19 protein-coding genes, 1 tRNA gene and 1 riboswitch are annotated in these 17,399 nt (G+C 48.4%); of the genes, 9 read left to right on the top strand and 11 right to left on the bottom strand.

Going from position 1 to position 17,399, the window contains the following annotated elements; all coding sequences use genetic code 11:
• Positions 1-146: 146 nt before the first annotated feature.
• Entirely contained in the window at positions 147-572 is a 426-nt protein-coding gene (locus MHB43_RS07235; RefSeq protein ID WP_221819173.1) for a helix-turn-helix domain-containing protein, read from the top strand.
• A gap of 110 nt (positions 573-682) precedes the next feature.
• Here the strand turns inward: MHB43_RS07235 and MHB43_RS07240 are convergent, their stop codons facing one another.
• The 6 genes from MHB43_RS07240 to MHB43_RS07265 are packed head-to-tail and all read right to left on the bottom strand — an operon-like array spanning position 683 to position 5,466.
• Complete coding sequence (locus MHB43_RS07240) at positions 683-1,654, bottom strand: urease accessory protein UreD (protein WP_405131619.1); 972 nt, start codon at positions 1,652-1,654, stop codon at positions 683-685.
• Positions 1,560-2,279: an urease accessory protein UreG gene (ureG, locus tag MHB43_RS07245; protein WP_017690021.1), complete on the bottom strand. Its 720-nt coding sequence runs from the start codon at positions 2,277-2,279 to the stop codon at positions 1,560-1,562. The genes MHB43_RS07240 and ureG overlap by 95 nt, the downstream gene beginning before the upstream one ends.
• Before the next feature lie 33 nt (positions 2,280-2,312).
• Positions 2,313-3,008 (bottom strand): urease accessory protein UreF, encoded by a 696-nt coding sequence (locus MHB43_RS07250; RefSeq protein WP_249911497.1) that lies wholly within the window; start codon positions 3,006-3,008, stop codon positions 2,313-2,315.
• A gap of 33 nt (positions 3,009-3,041) precedes the next feature.
• Positions 3,042-4,760 carry an urease subunit alpha gene (ureC, locus tag MHB43_RS07255; protein ID WP_221819175.1) on the bottom strand — a complete coding sequence of 573 codons (1,719 nt, stop codon included), beginning with the start codon at positions 4,758-4,760 and terminating at the stop codon, positions 3,042-3,044.
• Positions 4,757-5,146, bottom strand: a complete 390-nt coding sequence (locus MHB43_RS07260) for an urease subunit beta (protein ID WP_221819176.1) — start codon at positions 5,144-5,146, stop codon at positions 4,757-4,759. The genes ureC and MHB43_RS07260 overlap by 4 nt, the downstream gene beginning before the upstream one ends.
• Positions 5,147-5,163: 17 nt before the next feature.
• Positions 5,164-5,466 (bottom strand): urease subunit gamma, encoded by a 303-nt coding sequence (locus MHB43_RS07265; RefSeq protein ID WP_076209470.1) that lies wholly within the window; start codon positions 5,464-5,466, stop codon positions 5,164-5,166.
• Between the two features lie 261 nt (positions 5,467-5,727).
• On the opposite strand from MHB43_RS07265, the gene urtA reads away from it, so the two are divergent.
• The 5 genes from urtA to urtE all read left to right on the top strand — a co-directional run bounded on the left by urtA (position 5,728) and on the right by urtE (position 10,617).
• Positions 5,728-6,978 carry an urea ABC transporter substrate-binding protein gene (urtA, locus tag MHB43_RS07270; RefSeq protein ID WP_405131620.1) on the top strand — a complete coding sequence of 417 codons (1,251 nt, stop codon included), beginning with the start codon at positions 5,728-5,730 and terminating at the stop codon, positions 6,976-6,978.
• Between the two features lie 175 nt (positions 6,979-7,153).
• Positions 7,154-8,059, top strand: coding sequence for an urea ABC transporter permease subunit UrtB (urtB, locus tag MHB43_RS07275; RefSeq protein ID WP_036610830.1), 906 nt, complete (start codon positions 7,154-7,156; stop codon positions 8,057-8,059).
• Positions 8,060-8,080: 21 nt separating this feature from the next.
• The gene (gene urtC / locus MHB43_RS07280; protein WP_076209468.1) at positions 8,081-9,172 is read left to right on the top strand and encodes an urea ABC transporter permease subunit UrtC; all 1,092 of its coding nucleotides are present in this window, start codon (positions 8,081-8,083) and stop codon (positions 9,170-9,172) included.
• Positions 9,135-9,944 carry an urea ABC transporter ATP-binding protein UrtD gene (gene urtD, locus MHB43_RS07285; RefSeq protein WP_101314094.1) on the top strand — a complete coding sequence of 270 codons (810 nt, stop codon included), beginning with the start codon at positions 9,135-9,137 and terminating at the stop codon, positions 9,942-9,944. The genes urtC and urtD overlap by 38 nt, the downstream gene beginning before the upstream one ends.
• On the top strand, positions 9,922-10,617 hold the full coding sequence (gene urtE / locus MHB43_RS07290; protein WP_076209466.1) for an urea ABC transporter ATP-binding subunit UrtE: 696 nt from the start codon (positions 9,922-9,924) through the stop codon (positions 10,615-10,617). Before urtD ends, urtE begins: the two co-directional genes overlap by 23 nt.
• 30 nt (positions 10,618-10,647) lie before the next feature.
• On the opposite strand, the gene MHB43_RS07295 is transcribed toward urtE, so the two are convergent.
• From MHB43_RS07295 to MHB43_RS07305, 3 genes are all read right to left on the bottom strand, one after another.
• Complete coding sequence (locus tag MHB43_RS07295) at positions 10,648-11,283, bottom strand: hypothetical protein (protein ID WP_339182801.1); 636 nt, start codon at positions 11,281-11,283, stop codon at positions 10,648-10,650.
• A 27-nt stretch (positions 11,284-11,310) separates the two neighbouring features.
• Entirely contained in the window at positions 11,311-11,514 is a 204-nt protein-coding gene (locus tag MHB43_RS07300; protein WP_017690011.1) for a hypothetical protein, read from the bottom strand.
• Positions 11,515-11,780: 266 nt separating this feature from the next.
• Positions 11,781-12,482, bottom strand: coding sequence for an urease accessory protein UreF (locus tag MHB43_RS07305; RefSeq protein WP_162158974.1), 702 nt, complete (start codon positions 12,480-12,482; stop codon positions 11,781-11,783).
• A 443-nt stretch (positions 12,483-12,925) separates the two neighbouring features.
• Between MHB43_RS07305 and MHB43_RS07310 the strand changes: the two genes are divergently transcribed.
• Positions 12,926-13,008 (top strand) — tRNA-Leu (locus tag MHB43_RS07310).
• A gap of 150 nt (positions 13,009-13,158) precedes the next feature.
• Here the strand turns inward: MHB43_RS07310 and MHB43_RS07315 are convergent.
• Positions 13,159-13,638 (bottom strand): glutathione peroxidase, encoded by a 480-nt coding sequence (locus MHB43_RS07315; protein WP_036610823.1) that lies wholly within the window; start codon positions 13,636-13,638, stop codon positions 13,159-13,161.
• Between the two features lie 372 nt (positions 13,639-14,010).
• A riboswitch (cyclic di-AMP (ydaO/yuaA leader) is annotated at positions 14,011-14,185 on the top strand.
• A gap of 115 nt (positions 14,186-14,300) precedes the next feature.
• Here MHB43_RS07315 and MHB43_RS07320 point away from each other — a divergent pair.
• Positions 14,301-14,699 (top strand): hypothetical protein, encoded by a 399-nt coding sequence (locus MHB43_RS07320; protein WP_235193755.1) that lies wholly within the window; start codon positions 14,301-14,303, stop codon positions 14,697-14,699.
• Between the two features lie 333 nt (positions 14,700-15,032).
• Positions 15,033-15,716 (top strand): HAD family hydrolase, encoded by a 684-nt coding sequence (locus MHB43_RS07325; protein WP_339182805.1) that lies wholly within the window; start codon positions 15,033-15,035, stop codon positions 15,714-15,716.
• 136 nt (positions 15,717-15,852) lie between these two features.
• On the opposite strand, the gene MHB43_RS07330 is transcribed toward MHB43_RS07325, so the two are convergent.
• Positions 15,853-17,148, bottom strand: coding sequence for an Nramp family divalent metal transporter (locus tag MHB43_RS07330; RefSeq protein ID WP_405132401.1), 1,296 nt, complete (start codon positions 17,146-17,148; stop codon positions 15,853-15,855).
• Positions 17,149-17,399 lie beyond the last annotated feature (251 nt).

Below are 17,399 nucleotides of genomic sequence, written 5' to 3' on the forward strand. Positions count from 1 at the left end.
CTTCTATGATCATTCATGGGAGTCTATCTTTGTGTTATACGATATACCTCATCCTGTTCCAGGCATATAAAGGCTGAGCATTCAGGAATAATGTGGTATAATTCAAGCAGATGAGTTGATTATTACGGTTGGAAGGCGGTTCTTGTATGCAGTCGATCTATGAGCGAATTGAACACCTGATTGCCGAACGAGGAATGACCAAGAAGGCTTTCTGCCAACAGCTGAAGATTAGCACAGGCAATCTGGGTGATTGGAAACGTGGCAAGTCTATTCCGAGTACGAATAAATTAATTGAGATTGCTTCGTTTTTTGATGTGAGCCTCGACTGGCTCATGATTGGACGTCCATCGAAGGAAGCGATGGTTCGGGAAAAACGGGAGGATTATTTTTTTGACGTTTTGCGGCAATTGAATTGCCAAGAAAGTGAATTGTCGACTGTGGAACAGTCTTTTATCAGCGAATATATTGAGTTCACCCGTTACCGCAAATCGAAGGAAAGCAAGGATGCAGGCGACTATCGCTATAAAACTGAGAATAAATCAGAGAACGATTCTGAGGAAAACGAAGCGTAAGTGATATGAGCAGCACCCATAGACTGAATGTACAAAAACCTCTGGACTAATCCGAACACACTCGGAGACAGTTCAGAGGTTTTTGTGTTAACCATCCTTACTTCACGCCCTTATTTACGAAAGACGAGGGTTTCTTTGCCCAGCAGATGGGGGCGGAGTGTATTCCAGATTTGAAGACACTGCTCCTGAAGTTCCCAAGCTGCCATGCCAAGGAGTCGAACGCCGATGCCTCCGGTTGCCAGCAAACTTGCACCTGCGAGCATTCGTCCATCTGGTGGCAGAGCAGATCTGACTTGCTCCAACTCCGCAGTACCAAGCCCCGGGGCAATCATCCACAACGCAGCGGTATGTGTGTAGTGAAGGAGGGACGCTGAGTGTCTGGGATCATCGGTATCCGGTTCGAGTCCGAATCGATCCCAGACAGCCAGTTGCTCACCTTGCCATATCTCCGTCAAGCTGCGGTAACGCTCGAATTGGAACGCTTCTCCCCGATGAATCCGTCCGGCAGACCAGATATCTGCATAGGCCAGGATTGTCTGTTCTTCCAGCTCAAAGGTTACAGCGAGCGAAGAAGAACTTCCCTTGAAGGGAATGACGCATTCAGGGAAGTATTCCAGCGTAGCCCCTTTTCCCAACCGAAAGTGATGATTAACGGATGAAGGAATGGAAGGTGTGGGATGGAGTCTGGTAGCAGATGTGCTGCTCAGCATGACATGGGTGCCTTCCCCTAATTCCCACTCGGAATGATAGTGATCCCCGTTAAGGACTCCTGGAGAGACGTCAGACGTGTACACACATAATTCGGTTCCGCCTCCGGGAGGTCGAAAGGATCGGCTAAACCGGAGCGGTGCGCTGTAATAACGATCGGTCATGACAGTTCGGTCGCCTTGAAAGGCAAAGGTGGCCCGAAGCTCGCTGCGGCGTGTGACGGGCGCACCTGCACTTTCTTTCCCAATTAGCTCTGTTCCCGTGGGGACAGAAGATGAATTAATGCGAGTGAGTGCCATGTTCATGGCTGTGTGAATGCAGATGTGCAGCGGAAGCATCGTCATCCATATATTGATGTTCAAGCCAGTGGACAATCTCGGATACACCTTCACCGCTCATTAGATTAGACATGACATAAGGGCGGCCTTCGCGTACCCGTTCGGTATCATTTTTCATAACTTCCAGGCTTGCTCCAACATAAGGGGCGAGGTCGGTTTTGTTGATTAACAGCAGGTCTGAGCGCGTGATGCCGGGACCGCCTTTGCGAGGGAGTTTCTCTCCTTGAGCAACGTCGATAATGTAGATGAACACATCAGCGAGTTCCGGACTGAATGCAGCGGAGAGATTGTCGCCGCCACTCTCGATGAAGATCAGTTGCAGATCCGGGAAACGTTCAATTAACTCATCAACTGCTTCGAAATTCATGGAGGCATCTTCACGAATAGCCGTGTGAGGGCATCCGCCTGTCTCTACGCCGATAATGCGCTCTGGTGCCAGTGCATTCTGACGCAGCAAGATTTCGGCATCTTCCTTGGTATATATGTCATTGGTGATGACAGCAAGGCTATAACGTGTACGCAGTGCCTTGGACAGCTTCTCCACAAGGGCTGTTTTACCTGAACCTACCGGTCCGCCAATTCCAATTCGCATCGGACGACTCCGATCAAATGCTTTACGTTCCCACTCCGGATGATGCGTATGATTAGCTCCTCCACACATAACAATTCCTCCTAAGTTAGATAAAAGTTGTAGTTAAGACATAAACAACCGCGCGGGTAAGGTCTCGTGCCGCATGGCGTAGATTTCCTGGGCGATTCCGAAGCTGTGCATATCTTCCGGGTCATTTTCCCGAATGAGCGCCCATTCCGCTTCGATATCATCAAGCAGTTTCTGAATCAACATCTGCGCTTCGGTTTGTCCGATGGGCAGCAGGCGAAGTGCGCTGTTCACATAAGCGTTCACTGAGGTATACAGATGCCCGGTAACGGCTTCATCCAATTCAATCTCCAATTGATAGTTGATATAACCGTGAATGGTCGTGATGCCACAATACGCGCCGTGTTCCCGTATAGCCTCATCGATCAGGGAAAAGTCCATCCATGGATAGAGTGAACGGGCCAGCTTGAGCAGTCGTTTTCCCATTTTGTGGCCGCTTTCCCTGAGTTCCCGAGGGGAGCGCTGGGCGTGGACACGTTTGTCATACAGGGCAAGTAGAGCGGCATCTTGCTGTTTTATCGCCTGATAGACGCCTTTGATGGCAAGACCATCTAGTCGTACAAGACTGGAGTGAAGCTGGCTACGAATAAACTGTTCAAGCTGCGCGGTATTTTGCACGGTGCCATCATGCGTGTAAGCTTCCAGACCGAAGGAATGGGAGAAACCACCGATGGGCAGGGCTGAATCCAGCAGCTGAACATAACGGAGTAGCTTCGTGCCACTATTCATCATGAGTGCCCCCTTATCAGCTAATCCGTATTCCTATCAAAACATAAAGTACCGCTGTGCCATAGGCAACTCGTCTGCGGGTTCACAGGTGAGTAGCTCGCCGTCGGCGCGTACCTCGTAGGTTTCGGGATCGACTTCAATAACGGGGGTGACGTCGTTATGAATCATGTCTTTTTTACTGACCGAGCGACAGCCCTTGACGGGTTCAACCCGTTTCTTCAGGCCCAATAACTCTTTGATCCCCGCATCTGCTGCGGCTTGGGAGACAAATGTGATCGATCCGCTGGCAATGGCGCTACCATAGGCTCCAAACATCGGTCTGCCAAATACGGGCTGAGGTGTCGGGATGGACGCATTGGGATCACCCATCTGGGCAAACGTGATCATGCCACCTTTAATGACGATCTCGGGTTTTACACCGAAATAGGCCGGTTTCCATATGATTAGATCTGCCAGCTTTCCAACTTCCACCGAACCGACGAGATGACCGATTCCGTGTGCGATAGCTGGATTGATGGTGTACTTGGCGACATATCGCTTGATCCGATCGTTATCGGAGGGGGAATCCGGGTTGAGTTCAAGTTTGCCGCGTTGTTTTTTCATTTTGTCGGCTGTCTGCCAGGTGCGGATAATGACTTCGCCCACTCGGCCCATGGCTTGAGAATCGGAACTGATGATGCTGAACACGCCAAGATCATGCAAAATGTCTTCGGCTGCGATGGTTTCGGGACGAATCCGTGAATCGGCAAAAGCTACATCTTCCGGGATGGAAGGGTCCAGGTGATGACACACCATCAACATATCGAGATGCTCTTCTACAGTGTTGCGTGTGTACGGTCGTGTTGGGTTGGTTGATGAGGGGATAACGTAGGACTCCCCAGCGGCCCGGATAATATCCGGTGCATGTCCGCCACCAGCGCCTTCCGTATGGTACGTGTGGATCGTCCGGCCGTTGATCGCAGCCAGGGTGTTTTCGAGAAATCCGGTTTCGTTCAATGTATCGGTATGGATAGCCACTTGAACATCATGTTCTCCGGCGGCAGTCAGACAAGCGTCGATAGCGCTCGGGGTAGTGCCCCAATCTTCATGCAGCTTCAGGCCGATGACACCAGCTTCAATCTGTTCAATTAAAGGTGCGGTACTGGAACTGTTGCCTTTGCCAAGGTAACCGATGTTCATGGGAAAAGCTTCTGCGGACTCCAGCATCCGGTGGATGTGCCAGGCTCCTGGTGTGCAGGTGGTGGCTTTGGTTCCTGTTGCCGGTCCTGTTCCGCCGCCGATCATGGTCGTGACCCCGGAGGATAACGCAGTCTGAATCTGCTGTGGGCAGATGAAATGAATATGGGTATCAATGCCGCCAGCGGTTACAATCATGCCTTCACCAGCGATGATTTCGGTGGAAGCACCGATGACCAGTGCGGGATGAACACCATCCATTGTATCCGGGTTACCGGATTTGCCAATGGCGCAGATGTGACCATCCCGAATGCCGATATCCGCTTTTACAATGCCCCAATGATCGATAATGATAGCGTTGGTGATAACCGTATCAGGAGTGCCGTCGCTTCGCAGAGCGGTGGTGGACTGGCCCATTCCGTCGCGGATAACCTTACCACCTCCGAACTTGCTCTCATCTCCGTATACGGCATAATCATGTTCAATCTCTGCCCATAGTTCGGTATCCGCAAGTCTTACGGCATCGCCGGTTGTCGGTCCAAACATGGACGCGTATTGTTCACGGCTCATTTGTTTCATGAGGGTTCACCTCCATCTGGTATGGGAGGGGAGAACGTCTTCAGGAATGCCTCCAGTTTCACTGGATCAGGAACTTGATCCGCAGAGCCTTCGGTTAGTCCGTTGAACCCGTGAATTTGGCGTTTGCCGCCAAAGGTCGTGAGTTCGACAGGTTTCTCTTCACCAGGTTCGAAGCGAACTGCGGTGCCTGCCGGAATGTGCAGGCGATGTCCAAAAGCTGACATGCGATCAAAGTCCAGTGCTGCATTCACTTCATAGAAGTGAACGTGAGAGCCGACCTGGACGGGGCGGTCGCCGCGGTTAAGGACAAGGAGTCGTAGGGTTGAACGATCCGGATGACAGATGATGTCGTCATCTGGCTTCAAACGGTATTCACCAGGAATCATGGTTTCTCCTGCCTTTCTCAGCGTATAGGTTCATGTACGGTAACCAGTTTTGTACCGTCAGGAAATGTGGCTTCTACCTGTACTTCAGGAATCATATCGGGAACACCATCCATACAGTCTTCACGTGTCAGGATGGTGCCTCCGTATCTCATTAATTCGGCAACACTCATTCCATCCCGTGCTCGTTCCATCAGTTCGGAGGTCAACAAGGCGATGGCTTCGGGAACATTTAACTTGAGTCCGCGTGCTCTTCGTTCACGGGCGAGGTTAGCGGCCACGGTAATCAGGAGTTTTTCCTTTTCCTGCTCAGTCCAGTGCAAGGCAATCCGACCTTTCGCTTATAGTGTCTGATATGTTCATGAATCAAGTTATATGTTAAATATACTCACACAGGGTGATTTCTTTGTCAATAAGCTTCAAGGCTTATTAGCAGTATGCATGAAACAGGTAGGCATGAAATAAAATTATGTAAGCTATATTGACATGAAGAGAGTAACCCTCCATAATTTGGATCAACGAACATTTCGGACGCAAATGACCTTAATGTTCGTCAATAGACTAAAAAAAGGGAGTGTAGGCTATTGAAGAAGAGGTCGGTCAAGTTATGGAGTATTTTGCTGGGTGCGGTCATCGTGATGACAGGATGTGTGGAGGGCGCTACGCCTCCTGAAGCTTCGGGTTCAGGTGGTACAGGAGAGCCGGCTGCATCCGGTGATACGATTAAAGTTGGCATTCTTCACTCTCTCAGCGGAACGATGGCGATCAGTGAAGTATCTGTTAAAGATGCGGAGATGCTTGCCATTGAAGAGATCAACGCCGCGGGCGGAGTTTTGGGTAAACAGATCGAGCCTGTAATTGAGGATGGCGCTTCGGATTGGCCTACTTTTGCGGAGAAGGCTGGGAAGTTACTGCAACAGGATAAGGTTGCTGCTGTATTTGGTGGATGGACCTCTGCAAGTCGGAAGGCTATGCTCCCAGTGTTTGAACAGAACAAAGGTCTATTGTTTTACCCGGTGCAATATGAGGGATTGGAATCGTCGCCAAATATTTTTTATACAGGAGCAACAACCAATCAACAGATCGTTCCATCTGTAACCTGGTTACTGGAGAACAGGGGCAAGACGTTTTATCTGCTCGGTTCAGATTATGTATTCCCAAAAACGGCCAATCAGGTCATTAAGGCACAACTCACAGCAGAAGGCGGCGAAGTGGTGGGCGAGGAATATACACCGCTAGGCCATACCGATTACAGTACCATCATTAGCAAAATCAAAGCTGCGAAGCCGGATATTGTATACAATACACTGAACGGAGATAGCAATGTGGCCTTCTTCAAACAATTGAAGGATGCCGGAATCTCCTCGGATCAGATGACGACCCTCTCGGTAAGTGTGGCGGAGGAAGAAATCCGTGGTATTGGCGCAGACGTATTGAAGGGACATCTGGCTTCGTGGAATTATTATCAGACAACGGATACACCTGAGAATGCAACATTTGTTGCCAAGTATAAAGAAAAATACGGTGCTGATCGAGTGACAGCTGATCCGATTGAAGCGGGATATGTGGCGGTTTATCTCTGGAAGGCGGCGGTGGAAAAAGCAGGATCAACCGACGTGGAGAAGGTGAAGGCAGTTGCCAAGGGTCTGGAGTTTGATGCTCCGGAAGGTAAGGTAACCGTGGATGGAGAGAATCAGCATATCTACAAAACCGTACGGATCGGTGAGGTGCAGGAAGATGGGCAGTTCAAGGAATTGTGGAATTCTGGTGAGCCTGTCAAGCCGGACCCTTATCTGAAAACGTATGAATGGGGAGCTTCCCTCAGCGCTAAATAACATAGAAACCTCGCAATAAAACAGGCAACTTGCTTCAAAGTAGCCAAAACATAAACGAGGGTGTGATAACACATCCTCTCACCGCATTGCGGTAAAGCGTTACTGTGAAATGTTCCTGCCGCTAATTGAAGTCATGTGAAATATCGAGAGTCACGGTATGGAGGAGGGGATAGCGATGGATATGTTTATCCTGCAGATGTTCAATGGTCTGAGTATCAGTTCGATTTTGTTGTTGATTGCACTCGGTCTGGCGGTAACATTTGGGCTGATGAATGTTATCAATATGGCTCACGGTGAACTGATCATGATTGGTGCATATGCAACGTATGTAACACAAAATCTGTTCATGTCCTATGCTCCAGCTGCGTGGTTTGGTGCTTACTTTGTTGTGGCTCTGCCAATTGCGTTCATTGTAGCGGCTCTGATTGGCTGGTTGCTTGAAGTGGTTCTGATCAGGCATCTGTATGGCAGGCCGCTGGACAGTCTGCTTGCGACATGGGGTGTAGGCATGATGCTGCAACAACTGGCCCGTACCATATTCGGAGCACCAAATGTGGGAGTATCCAGTCCAGCTTGGCTCAATGGGGGATTGGCGATCTCGGATGGAATTGTATTTCCGTATAAACGAATTTTCATTATCGCACTGGTTGCGGTTGTGCTGCTGTGTATGTATCTCTATATCTATCGAACATCTTCCGGAAGACGAATGAGGGCTGTAATGCAAAATCGGAGCATGGCGGGGTGTCTTGGGATTTCTACCCGGCGGGTGGATGGCATGACCTTTGCTATTGGTTCGGGCATTGCCGGAATTGCAGGTTGTGCATTAACGCTCATTGGTCCGATAGGTCCTTCACTTGGTACGTATTATATTGTGGATGCGTTCATGGTCGTTGTCCTGGGTGGCGTAGGGAAATTGGTCGGAACCGTGTGTGGTGCATTGGGAATTGGTATGTTCAACACGCTGTTCGAAACCTATACCTCGGCCTCCATTGGCAAGGTGCTTGTGTTTGTATGTATCGTTGCTTTCCTGCAATGGAAACCACGCGGATTGGTCGCGATGCGCACACGGAGTCTCGATTAACGTGAAAAAGGGGGTTAGTTCATGTCCGCTTTACTCAAGACTGGCAGTCTGAAAATGAGGATTATCTGGGCAGTTGTGCTGATTATGATGTGTCTTGCTCCACTGATCTCCACGGAGTTTCGTTTGAGTCTGTTAGCCAAGTTTTTGGCGCTGGCAATCCTGGCCATTGGTCTTGATCTGATCTGGGGATATGGAGGTGTGTTGAGTCTTGGGCATGGGGTGTTCTTTGGACTGGGTGGATACGCGATGGCGATGTATCTGAAGCTTCAGGCCAGTGGAGCAACACTTCCTGACTTCATGGGATGGAGTGGTCTCAGTGGTCTGCCATGGTTCTGGGAGCCGTTTCGCTCCTTCCCGGTGGCGCTGTTATTGGGGATAGCCCTTCCGGCATTGCTCGCCTTTGCCCTGGGGTGGTTTACGTTCCGTAACCGGATCACCGGTGTTTATTTTACCATCCTGACTCAAGCCTTGGTTCTCATTACGGTAACACTCTTTGTTGGTAAACAGGAATGGACGGGCGGAACAAATGGCATCACCGGATATAATTCGATCTTTGGTTTTACACTTCATTCCGCTGGAACGACGATTGCTCTCTACTATATAACGCTTGCAGTTCTGGTGATCGCTTATATGCTCTGTCGTCGAATGGTGAACAGTCGATTCGGTCAAGTGCTCGAAGCTGCGCGGGATGGGGAGAATCGGGTGCGATTCCTCGGATATGATCCGGCAGGATATAAAACGCTGGCTTTTGCTTTTTCCGGTGCGCTTGCAGGCATCGCGGGCATGTTGTTTGTTCTTCAGGTGGGTATTATCTCGCCATCGATGATGGGGATTGTGCCTTCCATTGAGATGGTCCTGTGGGTTGCATTGGGTGGTCGCGGTACGCTTATTGGGGCGGTCATCGGAGCGGTGGTGCTGAATGCAGCCAAAACAGGCATAAGTGAGGCTTACCCCGAAGGGTGGCTGTTCGTCATTGGTGGGCTCTTTGTAACAGTCGTTTTGTTCATGCCAAACGGTATTGTAGGTGTATATCGTCATATCGTTCGCTTGTTGAAGCGGAGAGGAGAGAGTGCGCATGTCCAAGTCACTCGGGAAAAACCTAAAGTCTACTGAGGAATCAGCGGTGTTGGTAGCCGAGGATATTACGGTAGCCTTTGGTGGGTTCGTTGCTGTCAAAGGCATGAATCTGAAGCTGCATGAACATGACCTGCATTTTCTGATCGGACCCAATGGTGCTGGAAAAACAACGATGCTGGATGTGATATGCGGCAAAACAAAACCCATGTCCGGCTCGGTGAAGATGGCGGATGGCACGGAATTAACACGACTGAAGGAGCACCAGATTGTTCGCAAAGGTGTGGGACGCAAATTCCAGGCCCCATCGATCTTTGCGGGTCTGACGGTGCAGGAGAATCTGACACTGGCGGCGGAGACTCGCCGTTCCCCTTTGCAAGCCATCGGTATTCGTCGATATGGGAAAATGAGTGCTGCCATGGAGCATGTTACCCTCCAGATTGGTCTGCAAGACCGCGTTGATGCTCGTGCAGGAGCGTTATCACATGGGGAGAAGCAGTGGCTGGAGATCGGCATGCTGCTTCTACAGGAGCCGCGGGTGTTGTTGCTGGACGAACCAGCCGCAGGCATGACGGATGAAGAAACACACAAGACTGGGCGACTTCTGCAAGAAATTGCGCGTGAGCGCTCGGTTGTGGTGGTGGAGCATGATATGGAGTTTGTGCGAGAGTTCGCAGCCAAGGTAACGGTGATGCATGAAGGGAAACTGCTGAAGGAAGGTACGATGGCGGAGGTACAGGCAGACCCGAAAGTGGCCGAAGTGTATCTGGGCAAAAGGAGGGATGACCATGCTGTCGCTGCAACGAATTGAATCCGGCTATGGGGAAAGCAATGTGCTTCGTGGTGTGAACCTGGATGTACAGCCTGGACAGGTGGTGTGTCTGATGGGCCGTAACGGTGTAGGGAAAACAACGTTGATGAAAACATTAATGGGGCTGCTCAAAACACGCAAGGGCAGTATTCAGTGGCAAAATCAGGAGTTATCCACCTTGGATACAGCCAAGCGGGCAAGGGCAGGGATCGGTTATGTACCGCAGGGGCGGGAGATTTTCCCGCAGCTTACGGTGAAAGAAAACTTATTGCTAGGTCTGGAGACAAGTGCACCGGGAGTAAAAACGTTCCCCGAGGATGTACTGGCGATGTTTCCAGTGCTTGCGACGATGTATGGACGGCAGGGCGGGGATCTGAGTGGTGGACAGCAGCAGCAGTTGGCATTCGCCCGGGCATTGGCTTCGCGTCCGGGGTTGTTGCTACTTGATGAGCCGACAGAAGGCATCCAGCCTTCTATCGTGGAGGACATTCGGCAGGTTATTTTGCAGCTCAAGGCAAAGGGGAACCTCTCGGTTCTGCTGGTAGAGCAGAGTATTGATTTTGTACGAAGTGCCGCAGATTACATCTATATCATGGATAAAGGAACCATAACCCTGCATGGGACACCGCAAGAACTGGATATGTCGCAGTTTGAACATCATCTCTCCGTATAGTTGTAGTTAGTCGGCGAGTGGAGAGAGGTTTCAGGAACGCTTGTCCAGGATATTCGAGTATTTTGGATATAACCGCCGAATGCATTCCGGACAGATGTCATGGGTGAATTCGGCGTGGGTATGCTTCTCCAGATAACTTTCGACGGAGTTCCAGTGTTCCTCTTCGTCCTTGATTTGTTTGCAGACGGCGCAAATAGGCAGCAGTCCGCGCAATGTACGCACTTCAGACAATGCCTTCTTCAATTGGTGTTCTGTCTTTCTCTGTTCGGTAATATCCATGTGTGCAATCAAAGCCAGATCGGTATCCAGAATTGAATTTGCATAAGATAGAGGGGTGAGTTCTACACGAAACCACCTCTTTTCGTTGTATACAGTATACACGCAGATGTCATATGTATGATTTCGATTAAAGGGTATTCCGCGTTCTTTCAAATTCTGTGCGACAAGTGCCATGTTAGCGTTCTTGCTTCGTTTTGCCCAGGCTTCCGTCAGGTGCAGGTAATGTCTATGACTACTGTGTATATCCGGGTTTGGTGAGCATTGACCGAGTCCCTGTTGCCAGGCACGGTTACAACTTTGGATAATCCAATTGTGATCAACGATGATGAGCTGGTGACGTATGGACTGGAACGACAGCCTCTCCAGATCGGATGTAACATGTCTCATGGATGAGACCCTCCTTTGGCAGAAATCTTATCTCAGTTCATCTGGAATATCCAAAATATCAGCGACCAGGTGCCTGAATCGGGTTGCTTTGCGTGTGCCGTGAATGAGATTGGATAAACGATAGGGTGGGATGCCATGCTGTTCGCAAAAAGTCTTCTGGTCCACTTGAAGTTCGGTTAGCCGTCGTTTGATGGCCCATCCGAACGGAGTAACTGGTTTTTTCTTGTTCAAAAGGGTTCACCCCTGGTTAGAATGTAGTATTCAGCCGCCCTTTCTTCATGTAGAATATATAGAAATGCGAGCTGTATGTTTCATTATATACGTAAATTCGTCATCTAACAATTAAAAAAGACGGAAAAAAGTGTATTTTGTGATGATAAATGGCGTAAATACGTAAATAAAACAAATAAAATGACAAAAAACACGTCGGCAAGGAGGTTGCCGCGTGTTTTTTAGTTTGTCTGAATGAAGGGGAGCAGGTATGAGGAGGAAGAGGATTAGGCCCTGTAGGCATGAAGTCCAGCTCCAAGCATATGGAAACTGGGGAAAAACGATTTCATGGACATCGAGGTTGGCTGTGCCAGTCCATCCGCAGCCGAGGCGCTGACGGTCTTCCATTCATTCTCCAGATCTGTGGCCAGGCGGACCATCAGATCCTTGGTTGTATCATTGTTCAGGGGGATGACTTTGGAGGCTTCGGTTATGCAGGCATTCATGGCTGAATGCAGGTAACCAAGGACCGCCTCCTCGACCGGGATATCGAGGTGGTGGTTAATCCAGGCGTGAACAGTGGAGAGGCAGCCAACCGAATCGTATTTGGCAAAGATCTGTTCGAGCTGGCTGAATTCAATCCAGGGGTGCAGAGCGCGTGCGAGTCTGATCAATCGTTTACCCATCGCGGCAGCTTGTTCTCTGAGATCTCCAGGGGTTCGCTGAACATGGACGAGCTTGTCGATCAGAGCTATCCGCCATGTATCCTTGTGATCTGCTGCGGTATAGATGCCTTTAATGGCCATACCTTCAAGACGAACAATGCTGGGATGCAACTGACAACGCATGAATGATTCGAGATCTTCAGCATTACGAATGGTACCCTCCCTGATATGGATATCCATGCCGAAGGAATGGGTGAACCCTCCAACCTGAATAGAGGAATCAAGCAGTTTGACATAATCGAGCAGCTTATTCCCACGGTTCACAATCATTCGCCTCCTGTGTTCGTTAAATGTCACTTAAAGTGACATTTACATTCCTTTTTGTTTGCTTTGTGTTTAAAAATCCGAATTATATGATAGTTATCATCCCATAAATGTCCGCTTTTTGTCAATAGAATCCGTGAAAATTAATGAATTAAATCTGGGATTTAATATTGTGTTATTTTATATAACTTGTTGTGTTATTTATATGGTGAAGTGCAGGGTGGACTATATATAAGGAAGGACTATATATAAATGAATCAATAAGATCAGCTCAAGCCGGAAAAGAGGGGATCAAATCTAATGATATGCAGTTCATGGGTAAAGATGACGAGATTATGCGATTTTTGATGAAATTGCCTAGCTGAAAAAGTAGTATTAAAAAATACTTTACTTTTGGTTCTGGACCCGGTATAATCAATTCTGTTGCCGATTATTTACGACATGCGGTCGTGGTGGAATGGCAGACACGCTATCTTGAGGGGGTAGTGGGCGTATGCCCGTGGAGGTTCGAGTCCTCTCGACCGCATCATATGAACGATTAAAAAGAAGCTTTCCATTAATGGAAGGCTTCTTTTTTTTGTCTTTTTGAACAGTTTGACATCAGAGTTGAGAAAAAAAAGGCCATCCATTACCGGGGCAATGGTGCTCTACCTTCCGGCTACGGGTGGCCAATGTATTATTTTTGCAGCAAGTTCTTGATATCTTCTTCAATCTTGTCCGGTGTTGTTTTGGGAGCATAACGTTTGATTACCTGTCCGTTCTGATCCACAAGGAATTTGGTGAAATTCCATTTAATTGCTTTGGAGCCGAGCAGGCCAGGAGCTTCTGTGCTAAGGTGTTGGAAAAGAGGGTGAGCGCTTGAGCCGTTCACATCAATTTTCTCAAACATGGGGAAACTCACGCCATAATTCATCTGACAGAACTCGGCAATATCGTCGGAAGATCCTTTTTCCTGTGCAAACTGGTTGCTTGGGAAACCAAGCACTTCAAATGGAGCATCTTGAAACTTGTCTTGCAGTTCTTGCAGACCTTTGAATTGAGGGGTAAGGCCGCATGAGCTTGCCGTATTCACAATCAGTAACACTTTGTCACGGTAGTCGGACATTTCAACTTCTTGACCGCGAAGTGTATTCACTTTGTAATCGTAGACTGTCATCTAAATCGCCTCCATTTATTTACTCTTATATCTTCTATTATATTGGTTACAATTAAATATTGCAAAACTAATGTGGTGTTAAAAGAATCAAAACAGGCAAGTTGTGCAGAATACGTGAATGAATTGGGAAGTGATTTACGCCAGAGTGAGAATTAGATAGCCTTGAAGAGATAGATGGAGTATAACTTTGTTGTAAGCGTTATTACGGATGGGAATTGGCAAAAATCTGCCGATTCGGTGATCTGGGCGGACTTTACACCGACATGGCGCGGGTGTATGATTCATAACGTAATTTCAATTTAAACTAAATTGTACCTGAAAAACGAAACAAACGATAATATCGCTCGATCTTATCCTTAAGATATACGAACGATGTTTTAATCGCTGAGTTTCCATTCATTGATGAATGGGAAACGGGGGAACCAACAGAATGCGCTGTCCAGGACAGTGGCATTCATGGGGTGAATTTTCCGGTGACAGCCGGAAATAGGGCGACTCTCGCGCCCGAATCCGTCAGCTAACCTCGTAAGCGTTAAAGGGAGAGGCAACAAGCCGTACGCTGGTTCATGGTGTTTTCGCCATGGATTATTTAAGAAGCGTTCGGGAGGCCTTGGTCCCCCACGCTTCTTTTTTGTTGTCTTTTCACGCCAAGGGAGGAACGAATGATGGATACTGAGATGATCTTAGTGACTGCTCCAAATGAAGCAGGACGCAAATTTATTAAATTGCTGATGTACAAAAAAATGCCGTTTGCCGTTCTAACCAACAGTGCAGGGGAAGAGCGCAGACTCCGTAGAATCGGAGTAGAACATGTCATTCGCATGAACACGGCTGCAGCTCAAAAATGGTTTTTGCCGCAGGGCAGCGTAGGCAACGTGTTTATTTTCGAGAACAGCCTGAATCTGACCTGTCGTTATTTACAGATCTGCCGTTCATGGACATCGAAATCCCTGTGCGTTATTACGGAGCAGAGTCATCCTAAGGGCATCTATCGGGGCATGGGCGCAGACCGGATCGTATATTCGCTCAATGGGGAAGTTGGCTTTCTCCTCAATGGTTAATGCCATCGCTTGTGATTGCTCAGGTGTAAGGTGCCTGTTATAATTGAATGTATCGATAAACGGAAGTTTGAGGAGACTCATGCAGGATGGTGAGTCTTCTTTTTTATGGTTTTAGAGGTTGTTCAAAAAGTCCGCTTTTGATTACGAAGGATGCCTTGTGGCATCATCAGCATCGAATATGAAATTCAGCCGAAATGTCCGTTGCTCACGTAGTTTTCCCTACGCTCCGCTACTCCATTTCTAGCTTCATTCCATCTTCTCGGTACTGAAAACCAGACTTTTTGAACTCGATTAGGATCAGGAATCACCTGTGGCTTACAAGGAGGAATTGGCGTGCCGGATGTAGGTGGATTGAAATGGTTGTTTTTTGATGTTGGAGATACACTGGTGGATGAATGGGAGCCGGTTGATGATATTATCGGACAGTTCGTCCGCGAAGTCTGTGCATTGGGGTATCCGGTGAAGATTGAGGCGGTACGCGAACTGTTCGCGAACTGTTACCAGAGATATGAGCAATGGCCGATGAGAGTGGCGATTCGCACATTCGTTGAAGACGACGGACACCAGAAGCAGATTCAGGACAAGCTGAAATTTCAAAAAGATCTTGAACGTCCTTTTCCATCAGCGGATTACGTCCTTCAGCAGTTGTCACGGCATTATCGCATTGGCATTATTGCCAATCAGAGTCCTGGAACGGAAGAGAGACTGGAGAGCTACGGCTTGCGGAAGTATGTTGATGTTCTGGCATGTTCGGCTGAAGAAGGAGTGTCCAAGCCAGACCCTGAGTTATACGCTGTGGCCTTGAAACAGGCCGGTTGTGAACCGGAGGAAGCCGTCATGATCGGCGATCGGATCGATAACGACATTATACCTGCTCTGAAGCTGGGCATGCGTACGATTCGAATTATGCAGGGTTACGGAAGATTCCAGCCAGAACTATCTGATGACCAACGTGCGGATTGGACTGTTGATTCATTGGATCAACTCCTGCCGTTACTGATACCAAATCAGGATTAGATGATTGTTTACTGGAGTTTGAGTTTTACTATAAAAGAAAACACCTTGCTGTATTGCAACAATAAAGGCTGATCAACTTGGGTATAGCATACCGGAGTTGATCAGCCTTTTTAGTATTTTGTCGATGAGAACGAGATTAGAATAACCGAATCGTCTGAATGATCAGATATACATTCAGCACAACGATAATCGCGGCAATGACCCATGAGATGATTTTGAGCCACAATTTGTTGGCGAATGCACCCATGCTTTTTTTATCACTTGTGAACATCACCAGGGGAATTACAGCAAAGGGCAATTGAAGCGACAGCACGACCTGGCTCAAAATGAGCAGTTCTTCTGTGCCATGTTCTCCTGCAATGGCTGTCACAATTACCGCCGGGATGATGGCGATCAGACGTGTGACCAGTCTGCGCAGCCAAGCCGGAATTCGAATGTTCAGGAAACCTTCCATAACGATCTGCCCAGCAAGTGTACCTGTAAGGGTAGAGTTCTGACCTGATGCTAACAGCGCCACACCGAACAGAATACTTGCAACCGTAGTACCCAATAGAGGTGTCAGCAGATGATAAGCATCTGCGATCTCGGCAACCTGCGTCATACCAGCGCTGTGGAATACAGCAGCAGATACAATCAGGATGGCTGCATTGATGAACAGGGCCAGTGTCAACGCGATTGTAGAATCCATGGTCGAGTACCGAATGGCTTCTTTTTTGCCCTGTGGGGTCTGTTCGATCTGACGGGTCTGGACAATGGAAGAATGCAGGTACAGATTATGCGGCATCACGGTTGCTCCGATAATACCAATGGCAATATAGAGCATAGCCGGGTTTTGCAGAATCTCAACATTGGGTACAAAACCATGGAGAACACCGCCCATATCCGGTTTCGCCAGAAACAGATCAATCCCGAAGCAGAGGGCGATGGTTGCCATCAGCACAATGACGAGAGTTTCCAGAGCGCGGAAGCCTTTGTTTTGCAGTACAAGAATCAGGAGTACATCAACTGCGGTGATGATAACGCCGTATAACATGGGGACGTTAAATAACAGCTTTAACGCGATGGCAGAACCAATGACTTCAGCCAGATCGGTGGCTGCAATGGCAAGCTCACACAGTATCCATAACATCATGACAACAGGCATGCTGAATCGTTCACGACAGGCTTGAGCCAGATCCCGTCCAGTGACGATGCCGAGCTTGCCAGCCAGCGACTGAAGGACAACGGCCATCAGGTTCGATAACAGGATAACGGATAACAAGGTATACCCGAACTGTGAGCCGCCTGCGATATCTGTTGCCCAGTTCCCGGGGTCCATGTAACCTACGGCAACAAGGTATCCTGGGCCTACAAAGGCGAGGAATTTCTTCCACCATGCAGCATTCTGCGGAACTTTCATGGAACTATGTGCTTCTCCAAGGGAAGGGGGCATGCCCGCAGTAGACAATGATTCTCTTGAAGGAGCGTTGAACGGATTTTTTTTACTCATACGATAATCACCTGACTTTGAATTATTGATTTGGAAATATATGCGGGACAACCCGCTCATGATATATCTAAATTTTTATGTTTATTGTTACATTGTACTCCTTCAATTGTTTTTGTCTAGTGCAACTTTTATGTATCAGCACAAAATTTCGGTTCCAGCTTGTAGATGTCCCTTCGTATATTACCCAACCGTGG

Origin of the sequence: Paenibacillus sp. FSL H8-0317, assembly GCF_045040685.1 — a bacterium.
Classification (GTDB): domain Bacteria; phylum Bacillota; class Bacilli; order Paenibacillales; family Paenibacillaceae; genus Paenibacillus.